Origin of the sequence: Alistipes communis (assembly GCF_006542665.1) — a bacterium.
Taxonomy (GTDB): domain Bacteria; phylum Bacteroidota; class Bacteroidia; order Bacteroidales; family Rikenellaceae; genus Alistipes; species Alistipes communis.
The window spans coordinates 1,807,177-1,823,932 of the sequence record NZ_AP019735.1 but is presented as its reverse complement, the minus strand read 5'-3'; the positions used below and the strand labels follow the sequence as shown (position 1 = coordinate 1,823,932).

The window sequence follows — 16,756 nt, the reverse complement described above, 5'->3', positions numbered from 1 at the left end:
ATTTTCAGAAAAACATGAAAACGAATTTCCGATTCCCGTCCGGAACCGGCTGCTCCGGACGCCTGCTGCACGGCGCGCTACACACGCTCGCCGCCGCACTGCTGCTCTTCGCGGGGAGTGCCTGCGAAAACGAAGACCCCGATGTCTACACGCCGCCCGCCCCCGAGCCTCTCGCCCCGCTGACGCTCGTGCCGAACATGGATCCCCGCGTACAGAACGACATCGAAATCGAAGAAGAGACGACGGGCGTCTACCGCATCCATACTACCGGAGAAGATCCCTATTTCTGCACCGTTCCCTTCGACGGAAACGTCCCCGCCGACCTCAACGTACTGGCCTTCGAATATCAAACCGACCGTCGCACGGACCACATACAGCTCTTCTTCTGGACGGAAGTCGACGGCGAAGTGATTCCCGACGTCGAACGGACGATCGTCACCACGCCGTTCGAGGCCGCCGACACATGGAAGGAGTATAGCGTGCGCATCCGCAAATGCCGCGAGGAGTTCTTCTGGGGCGAAGCGGGCAACCTGCTGCGTATCGACTTCGGCACGGTGAAGGACGCCGACATCCGCCTGCGCAACCTGCGGCTGCGCGAAATGACCGACGCCGAACGTGCCGAAGACGCGGCCGAAAACGAGAACGACCAGAATGCATCGGTCTACGAGGAACGACTCAAAGAGTACCTCCACGCATCGTACACGAGCAAAGTAGACCGCGTCGAGGCGACCGCCGACAAAATCCGCATCATGGGCAGCTATGCGGGCGAAGGGAGCTTCCTGCTCTACGAACTGCCGCCCTACGCCGACATCACCCGCATCGAGACCGCCTACCAGAAATACGCCACACCGCTCACGCAGAGTCCGTTCGACGTCACGCTCGACCGCATGGCCTCGCCCGAAGGATTTCCCTACGACCGGCTGCTGTCGCAATGGGCCGTCGTATGCCGCACGGCCGAGGGCGACCGCATCGTCTCGCACGGCCGTTACGCCGACGAGGTCGCCGCGCTGCGTAACCTGCCGCCCGTACCGATGCGGTCGAAGAAGGGACTGGGCGGATTCTACGCCGGCGACTACACGAGCGATCTGGACGACCTGGGCATCACCAGCGCCACGGTCAACGTCAGTCCGTTGCAATTCATGTACCTGTCGCCCGCAAAGGCCGGCATGGTCGAACACGCCTACTGCGGCGAAACCTACTATTTCGACTCCGAAAAGCTCGATGCGCTCGACGCCACGCTCCGCGAAACCGCCGCACGCGACATTACCGTCGCGGTGATCCTGCTGGTCGATCCCGCCGCAGAGGCGCGCGACGCCGAACTCGGCGCCCTGCTGCAACACCCCGACTACACGCGGGGAACCTACACCATGCCCAACATGACCACCCCCAAGGCCGTGCGCGCCTACGCGGCGATGATCGATTTCCTCGCGCAGCGCTACTGCCGCGAGGACGACGCCTACGGCCGCATCGCGCACTGGATCGTCCACAACGAAGTCGACGGCGGCGTCGACTGGACCAACATGGGCGACGACAAACTCATCACGACCTACACGAACGCCTACGTCAAATCGATGCGCCTGTGCGCCTCGATCGTCCGCCAATACGACGCCAACGCCGAATTCTTCGCCTCGTTCTCCCATTCGTGGAGCCGCGCTTCGAACCCGGGCTGGTATCCCGTGCGCGACATGGTCGGGCTGCTCGGCGATTTCAGTCGCGCGGAAGGCGACTTTCGCTGGGCGCTCGCCTGCCACAGTTACCCCGAGACGATCTCCGACCCCTGTACGTGGCGCGAACCGAATGCGACTTTCGCGATGAACACCCCCTTCGTCACGCTCAAAAATCTCGAAGTGCTCAGCAAATGGGCCCTGACGCCGGCCAACCTCTTCCGCGGCACGACGCGCCGCTCGGTATGGCTCTCCGAAGCGGGAACCAACTCCCCCACCTACGCCGAAGCCGATCTGCGCAACCAGTGCGCGGGCTTCGCCTACGGCTGGAAGAAAATCGCCGCCCTGCCCGGCATCGACGGCATCCAGTGGCACAACTGGTTCGACCACCGCAACGAGGGGACGCTGCGCATCGGCCTGCGCCGCTATCCCGACGACGCCGAAGACCCCGGCGGCAAGAAACCGATCTGGGAGACCTACCGCGACGCGGGCACCGACCGCGAGGAGGAGGCCTTCGCGCCCTTCCTCTCCGTCATCGGCATCCCCGACTGGAACATTCTGCAACCCGTCGCAGACTGAAACGGACGAAAAACGGCATCGGGGCGTTCGAGATTGCTCGAACGCCCCGATGCCGTTTCCTGCCCGCAGAACGGACTACCGCTGCCGCCTCAGTGCAACCGGATATTCCCATCGGCAGGATCGTTGGCGACGAACTCGCTGCTAAAACCGGTCGGCGTGACATCGACCACGTTGATGCCCGTCGAGGCCCCGTAGAGCGGATAGCTCGACGCTCCCGCGATAATCATCGGAATACCGGCCACCTCGGTCAGCCCCGTGATATGGGTGTGGCCGGCGAAGACCGCACGCACGCCGTATCTCTTCATCAGCGCGGCGTACTCCGTGCGGAAAGGTTCGTCGTAGGCCGATTTGTGCGTGACCCGGCTGTCGGGACTCAAAACGAGCGGGTGATGCGTGAAGACGAAGATGTGATTGCACTTGCGGTAGCGCTCCAACTGCTTCCCGAACCACTCCAACTGGGCGCGGGCATCGGCCGCCGCACGTTCGCTGTCGCAGACCATCGCATTGCTGTTCAGCCCGATGAATGCAGAACCGTTGTAGGAGAACGAGAAGCGGTCGTAACCGAATTCGTCGAGGTACTGCGCCAGGGCTTCGGCCCCGTACTTGGGAATGTCGTGGTTGCCGGGAATATGGAATACGGGGATCGACGCATCGATCAGAGCGATGTTCTCACGGTAGGCCCGGGCCTGCTCGGCGTTCTTATGGTTGTGTATCAGGTCGCCCGTCACGATCACGAAGGCCGGTTTAAGCTCGTTGACACGTGCGACGGTCGCTTTCAGATTGTCGACCGTCCACCGCCAGTCTTGCCCCTTGTCGCAGAAGCCCAGCTGCGGATCGGCGATCTGTACGAACGTGAAAGGCTCCTTCTTCGAGCCCTGTTTTTCGATCACGGGCTGCGCATCGGCCGCAAGCGACCACAGGCATCCCGCCAAAAGCAACAAAAACAACTTTTTCATCTTATTCGGTTTTAAGATTGAATTTCATTTTTCCATTTCCCGCTTCGGCAGAGCTCGAACCGAGTTCGGCTCTGCACTAGGCTTAATGAAATGGTTGATCTCTTTCGTCCATTTCTCACCTCGGCAGAGTCCGAACAAATCCGGCTTAACGAAAAAGGCTCTTCTCCCTACCGCTTCCGTTCGTAGGTCTCGAACGTGAAGGGATACTCGTACCGTTCGCCGCAGGGGAACGACTCGCTCCCGACGAGCCGCCACTCGGCGGCGTCCCACTCCGGAAAGCGTGTATCGCCCTCGTAGGCGCGGTGCACGCGCGTGAGGTAGAATCGGTCGGCCGCAGGCAGCGCCTCGCCGTAGATCTGCGCGCCGCCGATGACGAACACCTCCTCCTCCGGCGGGAAGAGAGCGTATGCCTCGTCGAGCGAATGCACCGTCCGCGCACCGTCGAACGACAGTTCCCGCCGCGTGACGACGACGTTTTCCCGCCCCGGCAGCGGCCGGCCCAGCGACTCCCACGTCTTGCGGCCCATCACCACGGGATGCCCCGTCGTGATGCGTTTGAATCGGCGCAGATCCTCGGATATGTGCCACAGCAATCGGTTGTTATCCCCGATGACGCCGTTTTCGGCAACGGCTACGATAATCGAAATCATGTCAGTTTCAACTTTTAACGGTCGTTCCGGCGCCTCAGAACGACATGGGAGCCTTGATCGCCGGCCACGGGTCGTAGCCTTCGAGCGTAAAATCCTCGTAAAGGAAATCGAAGATCGACCGCACGGCGGGGTTGAGCCGCATCGAAGGCAACTTGCGCGGCGTGCGCGACAACTGCTCGGCCACCTGCTCCATGTGGTTCAGGTAGAGGTGCGTATCGCCCAGCGTATGGACGAAATCACCCGGACGAAGGTCGCACACCTGCGCCATCATCAGCGTCAGCAGGGCGTAGGAGGCGATATTGAACGGCACGCCCAGAAACGTGTCGGCACTGCGCTGGTACAACTGGCACGACAGCCGCCCGTCGGCCACATAGAACTGGAACAGCACGTGGCAAGGCGGCAGCGCCATGTCGTCGACCTCGGCGACATTCCACGCCGAGACGATGATTCGCCGCGACTCGGGATTGCGGCGGATCGTATCGACGGCCCGTGCGATCTGGTCGATCGCACTGCCGTCGGGCCGTCCCCAACTGCGCCACTGCCAGCCGTAGACGTGGTTGAGATCGCCGAAGCGGTAGCCCTCGACGGGCGACTCCTCGCCTGCGGCCGACAGGAACGTCTCGCGGTCGACGGGCAGCACGCCGTGGCGCACGCACAGTTCGTTGTAATAGCGGTAGGCGTCGTTGTCCCAGATATGCACGCCGTTCTCGACCAGATAGCGGATGTTGGTATCGCCCCGCAGAAACCAGAGCAACTCGTGGATCACCCCTTTCAGGAAGACCTTCTTGGTGGTCAGCAGCGGGAATCCTTCGCCGAGGTCGAAACGCATCTGGTGGCCGAAGACGCTGCGCGTGCCGGTTCCCGTGCGGTCGCCCCGCACGACGCCTTCGTCGCAAATCCTGCGCAGCAGATCGAGGTATTGTTTCATGACGTCACAGTCGTTTGAGTTCCAGCTTTCCGGCATCGTCCAGCACGGCACAGGCCGGAGCGTCCCACGCCCCGAGCAGCACGACCCGCAGGCCGTCGGCCGCATAGTCGCGCGCGTAGTGCATGTGGCCGAAGATATAGTAGTCGACCGGATCGATCCGCTGCCGGTCGCGGGCATAGGCGATCAACGGTTCGGTCACGCTCCGGTCGGACTCGCCGCCATGCGACTTGCGCGAACGACCGCTCCACCAGCGGCCGAACTTCACCGCCCAGTCGGGATGCACGCCCCACGAAAAGAGCCAGCGCAGCGGCCGCGACCGGAAAACACGATTCATGAAGCAGAGCCACGGCAGGTGGCCGACGTTGATATTGTCGCCGTGCGCCAGAAAGAGCCGCTTGCCGGCGAGCGTCACTACCTGCGGCTCGGTATGGATCTCCACGCCGCATTCGCGGTGCAGGTAGTCGCCCACCCACATGTCGTGGTTGCCGGTGAAGAAGACCACGCGCACGCCGCGGTCGGTCAGTTCGGCCAGTTTGCCCAGCGTGCGGACGAACCCCTGCGGCACGACCCGCCGGTATTCGAACCAGAAATCGAACAGGTCCCCGAGCAGGTAGATCGCCTCGGCATCGCGGGAAACGGCGTCGAGCCACGCCGTGAACCGACGCTCGGTGCGCCGTGCCGTCGCCGGATCGCCGGCACCCAGATGAATATCCGAGGCGAAGTAGATCATCGCCCTTACAACAGTTTTTCGAGTTGCTGTTCGAGCGAAGTTCCGTAGAGATCTTTGGCGACGATGTCGCCCTTGCGGTCGATCAGGTAGTTGGCGGGCAGTTTGCGGACGTTGTAGATCGTCAGCGCGGGCGATGCTTCGCCGCGCAGGTCGCAGACCGAAATCCACGGCAGCGACTGCTCCTGCACCGTATTGATCCACATCGGTTTCGACGTCTCGACAGCCACCTGGTAGACCTCGAACCCGCTGTCGTGGTATTTCTCGTAAAGTTGTTTCAGGTCGGCGTTCAGCGCGTTGCTGTTACCCAGCGACGGCGACCAGAAGTCGATCAGCACGACATTGCCTTCGAGCGACGACAGCCGCACCTTCTTGCCGTACATGTCGGCGATTTCCAGATCGGGGAAACCCGCTTCGGAGACCGTCGCCGAGAGGTTCTGCAACGCATCGAGGCGCGAAATCTCGGCATGGAGCGACGCCAGATAGGGCGACTGGGGATAGCGCTCTTCGAGCGCATCGGCCACCGTGCGGTAGTAGACGGCGTCGCCCTGCCCGTTGAAGAGGTAGCGGTCACCGGGCAGGCGCTGCGAAAGCGCATAGACCGCCGCGATCGACGCCTTGTGTTCGACGATGAATGCGAGCTGCGCACGCTTGATGCGCAGGTATTCGTCCGAATAGGCTTTGGCAAGGCGTTTGAGCTCCTCCTCCGACTGGCCGTTGCGGGCATAGGCTGCGGCGATGTCGTTGAGCTTTTCGGCCCCCTCGACATAGGCGAGGTTGAATTCGCGCAGCAGCGACGACTCCTCGTTCCCCTCGACCGTATAGTTGCGGGCGAAACTGCCCGCCGAATTGATCGTCAGGCGGTCGCCGCCCTCGATCAGCACGGGCACGCTCTCGCCGTTGTAGGAGATCGTGTAAAGCGACGGGGTGGAGGGGACGTTCTTCAATTCGAACCGGTAGTTACCCGCGTCGTCGAGCGACACCGAATCGATCAGGGGGGCCTTGCCGCCCGCCGAAAGCTGTTCGATGTAGACCTGCCGGGCGTCAGCCCCGACCAGGCGGCCCGAAATCTTCACCTTGGACGACTGGCAGGCGCCGAGCGTCGCCGCCGCCAGAATTCCCATCACTATCTTGCTTTTCTCCATTTTTTCGCACGTTTTCATTCAGCGCGGAGAGCGTGCCGCTCTTCCCAACGCAGGAAACACACAATATTCGGTTTCGGCGAACGAAGGAAAGACCGCGCGTACCGGGAACGTCTCCGTCCGCAGGAATATCCCGCACGAGGCCGTCCGCGCAACACGACGGGCCGAATCGCACCGTTCCCTATCCCGCTTCCGGCGGGATACGCCTGCCGCAACCGGATTTTCGTAACTACAAATATAACTTTTTTGCCTTATAACGCAAAATTATTTGGTCGAATTGTACGAACGGCCGTTTTTAACGTATCCCTGATGCTGCCCCTGGTGATTCTGCTGATAATTGCCCTGACGGGCACGCGGATTGTTACGGCCTTTCTGCACGGGACGTCCGCCGGTGCGCTGGGGGCCTTTTGGGGGGTGGGCCGTAAAGTGTTGTTTATAGTCGCTTCGGAGATTATTGATAGCAGCTTCGTCTATCGAAATGTTCCCGCCGGACATTTGTCTTATATCTTTTATGATCACCTCGTTGTTGGGGTGTTCCTGATTGTACTCGTAGCTCTTGGCACGCATGTAACGCGCCAGATTGTCGACCGTCCGGCTCACGTCGGGACTGCTTTTGCCGACCAGCGAACGGATCATCTCTCCCACATATTTCCCGTAATGCTTGAACAGGATGCGCCGCTGCGAATAGGGCATCCTCCGCGGTGCGACCGTCAGATCCTGACGCGAGGGACGCGGATAGGGAGAGTCCACATCCAACTGAAAATCAGACATGATAAAGAGGTGATCCCACAATTTGTGCGTGAAGTCGGCCGTATCGCGCAACAGCGGGTTCAGGTTGCCCATCACGGCGATGACGGCCTTGGCCTGCCGCGTCCGCTCGCGGCGGTCTTCGATTTCGAGCAGCGACGCGACCATCTCGTGGATATGGCGCCCGTACTCCGGCAGGAAAAGTTTGCAGCGGGTGTAATTATAATTCTTTTTCATAACGGAATTGATTCGCGCAGACCGTCCCGCAGCCGGAACATTGTTCCGTTCGGACCGAATACATCGAATTTTTAATGGTAAAAAAGGCTCTCCGCAAGCGTTTGCACCGAACTTACAGGAGTTTGACTCGCCTGAAAATTTTCACTAATTTGGCTACAAATGTAAACAAAAAATCGAGAGAAAACAGAATATTTATGACAAAAGTTTTAATTTTAGACCATTCAAAAAGTATGCGAAAGACGCTCGGCGAACGACTCGCATACGAAGGTTATGCCATCGAAGCCACGGACGACGTATCGGAGGCTTCCGAAATGTGTCGTCAAATGGCCTTCGACGTAGTCCTCACCGACGACAGCAGCAATGCTTCGCCGCTCGGAATTCCCTTTATCGTACTCGCGGGCGCGGGCGACAACCAGATTCAGCGCGCCGTCACCGCATTCCGCGACGGTGCGATGGACTTCCTGCAAATCCCCTCCGACATCAACCGTCTCTACGACACGCTGCGGCGTTACTCGGAAGAGGAGGCTCCGACACAGACGCCGCTCCCCAAACAACGCATGTCCGCACATGCGATGGGGCGCGCCCGGCGCACGCGCACCTCGTCCGTGCAGCCTATCATCGGCTCGTCGAACGCCATCGGCAACGTGCGGCAGGTCGTCGAACGGATCGCAGCCTTCGATACCCGTACCCTCATCACCGGCGAGAACGGGACCGGCAAGGAGCTGGTCGCCCGCTGGCTCCACGCCAAGAGCAGACGGGCTTCGGGCCCCTTCGTCGAAGTCAACTGCGCGGCCATTCCCTCGGAGCTGATCGAAAGCGAACTCTTCGGCCACGAACGCGGCGCCTTCACCTCGGCCATCAAACAGCGCAAGGGCAAGTTCGAACAGGCCACGGGCGGTACGCTCTTCATGGACGAGATCGGCGACATGTCGCTCGCGGCCCAGGCCAAAGTACTGCGCGCCCTCCAAGAGAACAAGATCTGCCGCGTGGGAAGCGACAAGGACATCGACGTCGACGTACGGGTGATCGCAGCCACCAACAAGAACCTGCGCGAGGAGATCGCCAAGGGGAATTTCCGCGAAGACCTCTACCACCGTCTCAGCGTCATCGTCATCCGCGTCCCGCCCCTGCGCGAACGCTCCTCCGACGTTCCCGAACTGACGCAGCACTTCGTCGACGAAATATCGTCCCTCTACGGCATCCCGCCCAAGCCGATCGACTCCGACGCCATGGAGGCGCTCTCGGCGATGCGGTGGAGCGGCAATGTCCGCGAACTGCGCAACGTAATCGAACGGCTCATCATCCTCAGCGGCGACACCATCACGATCGATGATGTACATAAATACTGCCAATCGTAACGCCGCCCGCACAAAACGGAAAACGGAATCTCTCGGAGATTCCGTTTTCCGTTGATAACCAGCGAAGAATCCGGCTCCGAAGAACCGACCGGAAAGATTACAACAGTCCGAGCAACTCCGCAGGGCGGTCTACGATGTGCCGGGCGCCGCTCTGCTCCAACTCGGCACGCGTGCGGAACCCCCACGTGACGCCCGCCGAACGGACGCCGGCGGCGGCGGCCGTCTGCATGTCCACCCCCGAATCGCCCACGTAGAGCACCTCGCCGGCGGCGACGCCCGTCGCAGTCAGTATCTCGCCGACGACCGCCGGATCGGGTTTGAGCGGCACGTCGGGACGCTGTCCCAGAACCACGTCGAAGCGGATGTCGGGGAAATAGCGGCCGATGAGCTTCTCGGTGCCGGCCTGGAACTTGTTCGACGCGACGGCCAGCCGCACGCCCCGCCGCTGCAACTCGTCCAGCAGTTCGGGAATTCCCTCGTAAGGGAGCGTATGTTCGTCGATATGCGCGAGATAATACGCCACGAAATCGCGTCGCACGGCGTCGACCGTGTAAGGCGTGCGCAGTGCTTCGGGAAGTGCGCGCTCCACGAGCCGCATGATGCCGTTGCCTACGAAACGACAGTAGTCTTCGTAACTGTGCTGCGGCAGTCCGCGCAGCGCCAGCACGGCGTTGCAACTGACGGCCAGATCGCCGATCGTGTTGAGCAGCGTTCCGTCGAGATCGAAAATAGCGAGTCGGGTCATCGGATTCTCTGTTTATTTTGCAGCAAAAATACGCAAAGCGGGGGAACCGGACAATCCTCCCCCCCCGCATTTGTAGCTCCACCGCGACTCGAACGCGAATTTAGGGTTTAGGAAACCCTCGTTCTATCCCTTGAACTATGGAGCCTCGCAGCCCGCCCCGCAGTGCGGGCGGCCCCGAAAAAAAACGGAGCCCGGCCGTCGGACGGCAGGCTCCGCAAAGATAGCGTTTTTTCCGCAAAAACAACGGGCGGACTCAGAAATTGAATCCCACACCGAACGAAAGGACGTGGGCGTGGAGTTTGTAATTGCCCGAAAAGATCGATTCGAGCTTCGTGTTGTCCTGATAGCTGTAAATCGGATAGGAACCCGTCCGTTCGGGGTCGGCCGACGAAACGTAACAGTAGGCCACGTCGATCGAGACGTACTTGCGGGGACGGAAGCTCAGACCGGCCGTATAGGAGACCTTCGTCATCGAAGGCGTTTCGGGATTGAGGTAGTCGCTGCTCACGGGGCTTTCGTCGACGTACATACCCATGCGCGCCGTCAACCAGTCGCAGGCGCGGTACTGACCGCCGAACCGGAACGTGAGCGTATTGGAGTAGTTCTTCACCGAATAGATCGGGTCGATGCCCAGCTCCTTCTCGTTGAACTCCACGTTGAGCGCCTCGTAGGCCGACCAGCCGACCCATTGCAGATCGACGGCGAACTCCCACTTGGGTGCGGGGCGGAAGCTGACGCCCCACGTCACGGTCGTCGGCAGCGGCAGCTCGGCCGAGAAGGTTCCCCGATCCAGTCCGGGAATCACTTCGCTGCCGCCGGCCATCGTGCTCAGCGCGTTGAGCAGCGTAAGGTATTGCTGCGTCTCGGGCGAAACGTAGCTGAGCGCCGCATGGCCGCTGCCCACCTTCATATTCATGCGCGAACGCCATGACATGCCCAGCGACCACTCGGAATTGATATCCCACATGATGCCCGCATTGACGCCTACGGCCACATCGGCCGAGCCTTCGAGCCGTGCCGACACCAGCGCTTCGCCGGCATGATTCGCCGCGAAATAACCGGCTCCGGCATTGGCCTGACCGATATATCCGTTCAAAGCGGCGATCTGAGCGGCGATCTCGGGCGTCGAGGGCAACTGCTCCAACTGATCGACCTGTGCCTGCAACTTGCTCGCTGCCAATTGAAGGCCTCCGGCTGCCGTGGCACTTCCCGTCGCGACGGGAAGCATCGAACGCGACAGATCGAAATTACCCCACGTGATCATCAGACCCGCACCGATCGACACCCGGTCGCAGAGCTTGAACGACACGGTCGGCTGCACGGTATAGGCCGCCAGATTGATCTCCTGCACCAGATTCGCGCCGGGCCAGTCGTCGCCCCAGTTCATCGACGAACCGTTGGGCGTGAAGAAACCCAAGCCGACGGCCCAGCGGTCGGAAGGTTTGTAGTTGAAATAGGCGTAGATCGGCGTCGACATCTTGTTGTCGGACTCCCACTCGGGACGGTTGCCCGAATAGAAACCGTTCTCCATCGTGGGCGAAGGGGTGTAGGTACAATAGGAAAGGATTCCCGCAGCGCCGACCGACAGGTCGAATTTCGAATCCTGGAACGCCGTGGCAGCGGGGTTGAAGAAGATGGATTCCGAATTGAGTTTCATGGCCGTGCCGACATGGCCCATACCCGTCTGGCGGGTCGAGAGGTTGTTTACCTGATAGCCCTCGGCCCGAAGACCGGTCGCCGAGACGACGGCCACGAGAAGCGTCAAAAGTCTTTTCATTCGCACAAATTTTAAACCGTTACGCCCCGAAACGCGCTCCGTTCCGAGACAAAAATCCGGCGCAAAAGTAGGAATTAAATGCCGCGTCGACAAATTATTTGGTCGTTATTTCCGAAATTCTGGAATATAAGTAAACATTTGGCCGAAAAAGGAAACTCCGTTCTCCGGACTTTCCCGAAATCGGCAACGACTGTTCCGTACACAAAAAAATGCTTATCCGTAAAAAAATCGGGACGGTGTTCCCGTCCCGAAAGCCGACTGTTCCGGCGTCCGATCACTTCCGTGAATAATATTCGACGAGCACCTCGCCGTCGCCTTCGTCGTAAATCCATTTCATCGTCGAGACGGTTATTTCGGTCAGACAAGTCTGTTCATTCACTCCGTCATCCGTCGTCAACACGCCCGACATTTCGTCATAAGAGTAGGTCCCGTCGTAATACTCCTCAGGCGGGAAATCGTAATAACGATAGGTTCCGTCTTCCCGAAAGATCGCAATCGCTTTGTCCTCCTCTTCCACGGCCGTGAAACTGTCGACCAGTTTCCCGTTCCGGTAATACTCGTTCCTCTGAAATACCCATTCGCCGACGATCGATCCGGACTCGTCGTTCGGTTCGTCTTTTTCATCGGAACAAGCTACGACCAAACAAGCCAAAGCCCACAGGCTTGCAAAAAACAGTTTTTTCATCGTCGATCGTTATTTAAGTTTTTCATATATTTTTCCACCTCGAACAGCACCAATCCCCGGTCGTATCGGGCATAAAGCAAATATTCTACGGATATTCTTCTTACCGGTTTTCCGGAATTTATATCCCATGAATGAATTCTGAAAATCCACGAGCGATTCCCGACAGTTCTATCAACAGATAAACCAAGACGCCCAACAACACGATCGAACAGACCGCTCCCAGATACAAAATAAATGGAATTTCTACTTTGACGTTCCGTTCGACCCGAGCTATCTCCAAGCCGTCTGCCGTCTGTTCCGGCGACTCGTCGAATCCACCTTTAACCAATCCGCATTTCGGACATACAGTCAATCCGTCCGGCACGGAATTTCCGCAGTTCTGACACTGCCAGTGCTCCTCCATTTCAATAATAGAATTCTTGCCGGCTAGCTCCTATCCTGCATATTTTAAGCAATCAGTTGATAGATGTCTCAATCTGATAAACAGGATTTAAGAAGATTTTGCAGGGGTTTTGGTAACGATTTGGAGAATGTGCGAAATTCGCTACATTGCGTAACCATCTTGTCAAATAACCCTTATTTGATACAAAGATAACAAAATCTTTTGGCTTTCAAAGTAAATTCCTTGTCTTAACTAATTTTGTAAACATAAAAACTCCTGCCAAACATACTTTTGGCAGGAGTGAAATATAAAGCAAGGGAGCGTAAATCAAAATGTGTCAATAGTTTTTCGGAGCGATTTTGGGATCATTAGCAATCCCGAAATCGTTTCGTAAATTTAATGCTATTTTTTGGATCTTTTCCATATTTACATGATAGAAAACCGATCATTGAATCGGATTGCGAGTTGCTGTGCGGTCTGTCCCCAGTTTGTAATGAGCATCGTCTATTTGCGACGGATTTGTGTATAGGTAGGTGAGTTTTTCGAGGGCCGTATCCGAAGGGAAAATACCTTTTATTTTTAGTGACTTTACGGATTTGCCAATGGTATCCCTCGACGGTATTTGTCGTGTAGATCATCCGCCGAACCTAGGATGTGAAACCAAAATAGATTGCTCCTCTCGCCTTTGTAAACAATACAGAAACATGCGGCAGGATACTGACCGCTGTGGAAAGTCTGTTTACCAAAGGATTTTTACGGGTTCTGATATCTCGGCTTTCAAGAGAGCTAAAGGTGTCCGGTACATCGTGCTTGATCTTTGGTCGGGAAACTAACCAAGAATCGCAATGTATTGTAAATGAAAGAAAAAAAACAGATTTAACCAAAGCCTTTGATCCAAATTTATTTAGATTGTAACTGGAAAAACCCTATGAAAAAACCGAACTTTGAAAGTTCGGTTTTTTCTTTTAGTTCAAAGGCCGAATGTCAAGTTTCATCCAAAACGTTGTTGTCTTATACGCTTCCACACTTGAGGCCGGAACATAAACAACACATTCTTCCGGGAAGCGCAAATAATAATCGGGATCAGAACCCTTGGGAGGATTTTTTGCATAACATATTATTTTCTGTAATATCGGGCAATCACCTCCAACGATTTTTTTCAGATTTTCCGGAAGTATCAAAGTATTTAGCGCATTACACTCATATACAGACAACTCCTCCAACATCGTATTTCGGCTCAAATCCAGTGTTACAAGATTGGAACATGTATGTAATAGCACTTCTTTCAGCATTTTATTATATCGAAGATCCAATTCTGCAAAAGAAAATTTATAATACCACGTGCCCGAAGCCCAATAGTAGCTATCGCAATCTAATATTTCCAAATTAGGAAACCGTTCGATTCCTTTTAACGAACCCCTTAATCCTTCTCCCTTAGAGAAAGCTATTTCTCGCACAGCCTCGGCCTCTCTTACCGATACTTTACCATCCTTATTCGCATCGAATTTTTCATAGCAAAAATTCATAAATTCAATATTATCCATCGCCGAACAAACATCATCCGGATCAGGTAATGGCGGTAACGACCCGCTGTTTCCGTCGTTTTCTTTACTACAATTACACAAAATAACCGCAACCAATCCTACCAGCCAAAGTTTTTTCATAATAACAACATTTAATAATTAATTATTCGAGTACAAACGACTTTTCAATCGGCAATTCTGTATATTCTCCACAAGTGCGATCATATGCCACCACCTGCAATGCACGGAATAAATGGAAAAACACCTCGATAGGCTCGCATTTAAATTTCAATTCGACAAGATATGGTTTCGCTTCATGCAAATCTTGACAATGAATTGCCGTATCGAATTTCCCATAACTGCAATGGAATCGGAATCCGACTGGTTTATATCGGTTAAGATCAATGTCGACTGCTCGGCAAAATTCGACAAACGAATCGTCGGCATTGAAATCGGCCGCCACCGTGCCAATAAAATCTTCATACTGTGTTTCTGCTCTCATAATACGTTGATTTATCAATGCCACTCGGCTCCTGTATGGCTGGGTAATAGCAAAAAGAAAGTGTGGAGCCGATTTCGTTTATCAATCTGAAGGTTGTGGCGAACCCGAATCAAATAAACGAAGATGCAATACCCCACACTTGATAGATATGGGATATAGGCGCACAAAAATACGCCTTGCCATATGCTAACAAGAAATGAGTGCCGTTCGTTGTCCTTGATTCGTTGAAAATTGCCACATTTTCAGATTAGGACAGTGCGAAAACACTTTCTGTATGTCTGCCGCTTGCGCGGCAAGACAAAAATAGAAAATAATTTTCACATTGAACAACACTCATGTAAAAACAGCAGCAAATTACGCCAAAAAGTTCCTGAAAATCAATATTGACTTCGAACAATGTTATTTCAATTTGGGAAACTGCGCGCTGCACGATCCCTCCGCATGAAACCGGAGGAATCATCGTCCGACGCATCCGCACGGACATCCGCCCTTTCAGCGAACGAAAAACGGAATCCCGCAGGATTCCGTTTTCCAGTCGTTCGGGCAGGATCACTCCTCCCCCATCACCTCGCGTCGATAGCGTTTCAGCGCCTCGCCCAGCACGCGGATCGCACGCTGCAAATCCTGCTGGCAAAGCACATAGGCGATGCGCACCTCGTTGCGACCGCACGTCGGGTCGGAGTAGAACCCCGAGGCGGGAGCCAGCATCACCGTCTCGCCCTCGTAGTCGAATTCGCCGAGGCACCACGCGCAGAAACGGTCGCTGTCGTCGATCGGCAGCCGCGCCACGGTGTAGAATGCACCCATGGGGATCGGCGAATAGACGCCCGGCAGGCGATTCAGACCGTCGATCAGACACTTGCGGCGGGCGATATACTCGTCGTACACCTCCGTATGGTACTCGCGCGGCGCATCGATCGACGCCTCGGCGACGATCTGCCCCACGAGCGGCGGCGACAGCCGCGCCTGGCAGAACTTCATCACGGCGTCGTGCAGCGCACGGTTTTTGGTGATGAGCGCCCCGATGCGGATGCCGCACTCCGAGTAGCGTTTCGACACCGAGTCGATCAGCACCACGTTCTGCTCGATCCCCTCCAGATGGCAGGCCGAGATATAGGGCGACCCCGTATAGATGAATTCGCGGTAGACTTCGTCCGAAAAGAGAAAAAGGTCGTAGCGCTTCACCAGATCGCGGATCTGCATCATCTCGCGGCGCGTATAGAGGTACCCCGTCGGGTTGTTGGGGTTGCAGATCAGGATGCCGCGCGTGCGGTCGTTGATAAGCTCCTCGAACTTCTCGACCGACGGCAGCGCAAAGCCGTCCTCGATCGAGGCGGTGATCGGCCGGATCACGGCGCCGGCCGATACGGCGAAAGCCATGTAGTTGGCGTAGGCCGGTTCGGGTACGATGATCTCGTCGCCCGGATTGAGGCACGACATGAAGGCGAAAAGCACCGCTTCGGAGCCTCCCGTCGTGACGATGATGTCGTCGGCCGTCAGGCGGATCTGGTACTGGGCGTAATACTCGACCAGCTTTTCGCGCAGCGACCGGTAGCCGTCGCTGGGGCTGTATTCCAGCACGGTGCGGTCTACCTGCTTCAAGGCGTCCAGCCCCACCTGCGGCGTGGGCAGATCGGGCTGGCCGATGTTGAGATGATAGACCTTCACGCCGCGGGCCTTGGCGGCCTCGGCCAGCGGAAAGAGTTTTCGAATCGGCGACTCGGGCATTTCACAGGCCCGAAGGGAAATTTGCGGCATAGCGAGCGGTTTTCGTCTGTGACATCCTCAACGGATCGGATGTGCGGCAAAGATAGCGTTTTTTTCAGCGGATCGGTCGTTTCGCCCGTTCAGTCTTCGATCGTGCGCGACGGGCGGAAGCGCACGGCACGGCGCGCCGGGATCCGCACGGGTGCGCCGGTGCGGGGATTGCGTCCCATACGCTCGGGGTAACGGACGGTCGAAAACGTCCCCAGCCCCGTCAGCAGAATCTTCTCATCGCCGCGCAACGCCTCGACGGCGACCTTGACGAACGCATTGAGCGCCTTCACGGCATCGATCTTCGAAAGCCGCGCCTCACGGGCCACGGCCTCCGCCAATTGAGATTTGTTCATAACAGAGAGGGTATAAAGGTTACAACATTCTTCGTCTCGAAAT

16 protein-coding genes, 1 tRNA gene and 1 pseudogene are annotated in these 16,756 nt (G+C 56.9%); 2 read left to right on the top strand and 16 right to left on the bottom strand.

Annotation, left to right across the window (positions count from 1 at the left end; genetic code table 11):
* Positions 1-14 precede the first annotated feature (14 nt).
* Complete coding sequence (locus FMF02_RS07560) at positions 15-2,243, top strand: DUF5722 domain-containing protein (RefSeq protein ID WP_141412692.1); 2,229 nt, start codon at positions 15-17, stop codon at positions 2,241-2,243.
* 89 nt (positions 2,244-2,332) lie between these two features.
* Here FMF02_RS07560 and FMF02_RS07555 read toward each other — a convergent pair whose 3' ends face one another.
* The 6 genes from FMF02_RS07555 to FMF02_RS07530 all read right to left on the bottom strand — a co-directional run bounded on the left by FMF02_RS07555 (position 2,333) and on the right by FMF02_RS07530 (position 7,630).
* A complete protein-coding gene (locus FMF02_RS07555) occupies positions 2,333-3,199 on the bottom strand; it encodes a metallophosphoesterase family protein (RefSeq protein ID WP_141412691.1) in 867 nt (288 codons plus the stop codon).
* A 167-nt stretch (positions 3,200-3,366) separates the two neighbouring features.
* Positions 3,367-3,849 (bottom strand): dihydrofolate reductase, encoded by a 483-nt coding sequence (locus tag FMF02_RS07550; protein ID WP_141412690.1) that lies wholly within the window; start codon positions 3,847-3,849, stop codon positions 3,367-3,369.
* Positions 3,850-3,883: 34 nt separating this feature from the next.
* Positions 3,884-4,777, bottom strand: a complete 894-nt coding sequence (gene thyA, locus FMF02_RS07545) for a thymidylate synthase (protein ID WP_141412689.1) — start codon at positions 4,775-4,777, stop codon at positions 3,884-3,886.
* A 4-nt stretch (positions 4,778-4,781) separates the two neighbouring features.
* Positions 4,782-5,507: a UDP-2,3-diacylglucosamine diphosphatase gene (locus FMF02_RS07540; RefSeq protein ID WP_141412688.1), complete on the bottom strand. Its 726-nt coding sequence runs from the start codon at positions 5,505-5,507 to the stop codon at positions 4,782-4,784.
* 5 nt (positions 5,508-5,512) lie between these two features.
* Entirely contained in the window at positions 5,513-6,649 is a 1,137-nt protein-coding gene (locus tag FMF02_RS07535) for a peroxiredoxin family protein (RefSeq protein ID WP_019130370.1), read from the bottom strand.
* Positions 6,650-6,910: 261 nt separating this feature from the next.
* On the bottom strand, positions 6,911-7,630 hold the full coding sequence (locus FMF02_RS07530) for a DUF4290 domain-containing protein (RefSeq protein WP_141412687.1): 720 nt from the start codon (positions 7,628-7,630) through the stop codon (positions 6,911-6,913).
* 230 nt (positions 7,631-7,860) lie between these two features.
* On the opposite strand from FMF02_RS07530, the gene FMF02_RS07525 reads away from it, so the two are divergent.
* Positions 7,861-8,988, top strand: a complete 1,128-nt coding sequence (locus tag FMF02_RS07525) for a sigma-54-dependent transcriptional regulator (RefSeq protein ID WP_244611549.1) — start codon at positions 7,861-7,863, stop codon at positions 8,986-8,988.
* Positions 8,989-9,085: 97 nt separating this feature from the next.
* Here FMF02_RS07525 and FMF02_RS07520 read toward each other — a convergent pair whose 3' ends face one another.
* The 10 genes and pseudogenes from FMF02_RS07520 to FMF02_RS07475 all read right to left on the bottom strand — a co-directional run bounded on the left by FMF02_RS07520 (position 9,086) and on the right by FMF02_RS07475 (position 16,713).
* Entirely contained in the window at positions 9,086-9,733 is a 648-nt protein-coding gene (locus FMF02_RS07520; protein WP_141412685.1) for an HAD family hydrolase, read from the bottom strand.
* 73 nt (positions 9,734-9,806) lie between these two features.
* Positions 9,807-9,878: transfer RNA gene (locus FMF02_RS07515), tRNA-Arg, on the bottom strand.
* A 108-nt stretch (positions 9,879-9,986) separates the two neighbouring features.
* Positions 9,987-11,510: an OmpP1/FadL family transporter gene (locus FMF02_RS07510; protein WP_141412684.1), complete on the bottom strand. Its 1,524-nt coding sequence runs from the start codon at positions 11,508-11,510 to the stop codon at positions 9,987-9,989.
* 274 nt (positions 11,511-11,784) lie between these two features.
* Positions 11,785-12,195, bottom strand: coding sequence for a lipocalin-like domain-containing protein (locus FMF02_RS07505; RefSeq protein ID WP_141412683.1), 411 nt, complete (start codon positions 12,193-12,195; stop codon positions 11,785-11,787).
* A 118-nt stretch (positions 12,196-12,313) separates the two neighbouring features.
* On the bottom strand, positions 12,314-12,598 hold the full coding sequence (locus FMF02_RS07500; RefSeq protein WP_141412682.1) for a hypothetical protein: 285 nt from the start codon (positions 12,596-12,598) through the stop codon (positions 12,314-12,316).
* Between the two features lie 405 nt (positions 12,599-13,003).
* Positions 13,004-13,224, bottom strand: a pseudogene (locus tag FMF02_RS14070) (transposase); the annotation flags it as partial.
* Between the two features lie 318 nt (positions 13,225-13,542).
* Positions 13,543-14,241 (bottom strand): leucine-rich repeat domain-containing protein, encoded by a 699-nt coding sequence (locus tag FMF02_RS07490; RefSeq protein ID WP_141412681.1) that lies wholly within the window; start codon positions 14,239-14,241, stop codon positions 13,543-13,545.
* 22 nt (positions 14,242-14,263) lie between these two features.
* Positions 14,264-14,602, bottom strand: a complete 339-nt coding sequence (locus FMF02_RS07485) for a hypothetical protein (RefSeq protein ID WP_141412680.1) — start codon at positions 14,600-14,602, stop codon at positions 14,264-14,266.
* A gap of 549 nt (positions 14,603-15,151) precedes the next feature.
* Positions 15,152-16,360, bottom strand: a complete 1,209-nt coding sequence (locus tag FMF02_RS07480) for a pyridoxal phosphate-dependent aminotransferase (RefSeq protein WP_141412679.1) — start codon at positions 16,358-16,360, stop codon at positions 15,152-15,154.
* Between the two features lie 89 nt (positions 16,361-16,449).
* Positions 16,450-16,713 (bottom strand): HU family DNA-binding protein, encoded by a 264-nt coding sequence (locus FMF02_RS07475; protein ID WP_019130379.1) that lies wholly within the window; start codon positions 16,711-16,713, stop codon positions 16,450-16,452.
* Between the last annotated feature and the right edge of the window lie 43 nt (positions 16,714-16,756).

Bases quoted from the DNA above. Each gene is read 5' to 3' on its own strand.
- FMF02_RS07560 (WP_141412692.1), top strand. From the start codon at position 15: ATGAAAACGAATTTCCGATTCCCGTCCGGAACCGGCTGCTCCGGACGC.
- FMF02_RS07555 (WP_141412691.1), bottom strand. From the start codon at position 3,199: ATGAAAAAGTTGTTTTTGTTGCTTTTGGCGGGATGCCTGTGGTCGCTT.
- FMF02_RS07550 (WP_141412690.1), bottom strand. From the start codon at position 3,849: ATGATTTCGATTATCGTAGCCGTTGCCGAAAACGGCGTCATCGGGGAT.
- thyA (WP_141412689.1), bottom strand. From the start codon at position 4,777: ATGAAACAATACCTCGATCTGCTGCGCAGGATTTGCGACGAAGGCGTC.
- FMF02_RS07540 (WP_141412688.1), bottom strand. From the start codon at position 5,507: ATGATCTACTTCGCCTCGGATATTCATCTGGGTGCCGGCGATCCGGCG.
- FMF02_RS07535 (WP_019130370.1), bottom strand. From the start codon at position 6,649: ATGGAGAAAAGCAAGATAGTGATGGGAATTCTGGCGGCGGCGACGCTC.
- FMF02_RS07530 (WP_141412687.1), bottom strand. From the start codon at position 7,630: ATGAAAAAGAATTATAATTACACCCGCTGCAAACTTTTCCTGCCGGAG.
- FMF02_RS07525 (WP_244611549.1), top strand. From the start codon at position 7,861: ATGCGAAAGACGCTCGGCGAACGACTCGCATACGAAGGTTATGCCATC.
- FMF02_RS07520 (WP_141412685.1), bottom strand. From the start codon at position 9,733: ATGACCCGACTCGCTATTTTCGATCTCGACGGAACGCTGCTCAACACG.
- FMF02_RS07510 (WP_141412684.1), bottom strand. From the start codon at position 11,510: ATGAAAAGACTTTTGACGCTTCTCGTGGCCGTCGTCTCGGCGACCGGT.
- FMF02_RS07505 (WP_141412683.1), bottom strand. From the start codon at position 12,195: ATGAAAAAACTGTTTTTTGCAAGCCTGTGGGCTTTGGCTTGTTTGGTC.
- FMF02_RS07500 (WP_141412682.1), bottom strand. From the start codon at position 12,598: ATGGAGGAGCACTGGCAGTGTCAGAACTGCGGAAATTCCGTGCCGGAC.
- FMF02_RS07490 (WP_141412681.1), bottom strand. From the start codon at position 14,241: ATGAAAAAACTTTGGCTGGTAGGATTGGTTGCGGTTATTTTGTGTAAT.
- FMF02_RS07485 (WP_141412680.1), bottom strand. From the start codon at position 14,602: ATGAGAGCAGAAACACAGTATGAAGATTTTATTGGCACGGTGGCGGCC.
- FMF02_RS07480 (WP_141412679.1), bottom strand. From the start codon at position 16,360: ATGCCGCAAATTTCCCTTCGGGCCTGTGAAATGCCCGAGTCGCCGATT.
- FMF02_RS07475 (WP_019130379.1), bottom strand. From the start codon at position 16,713: ATGAACAAATCTCAATTGGCGGAGGCCGTGGCCCGTGAGGCGCGGCTT.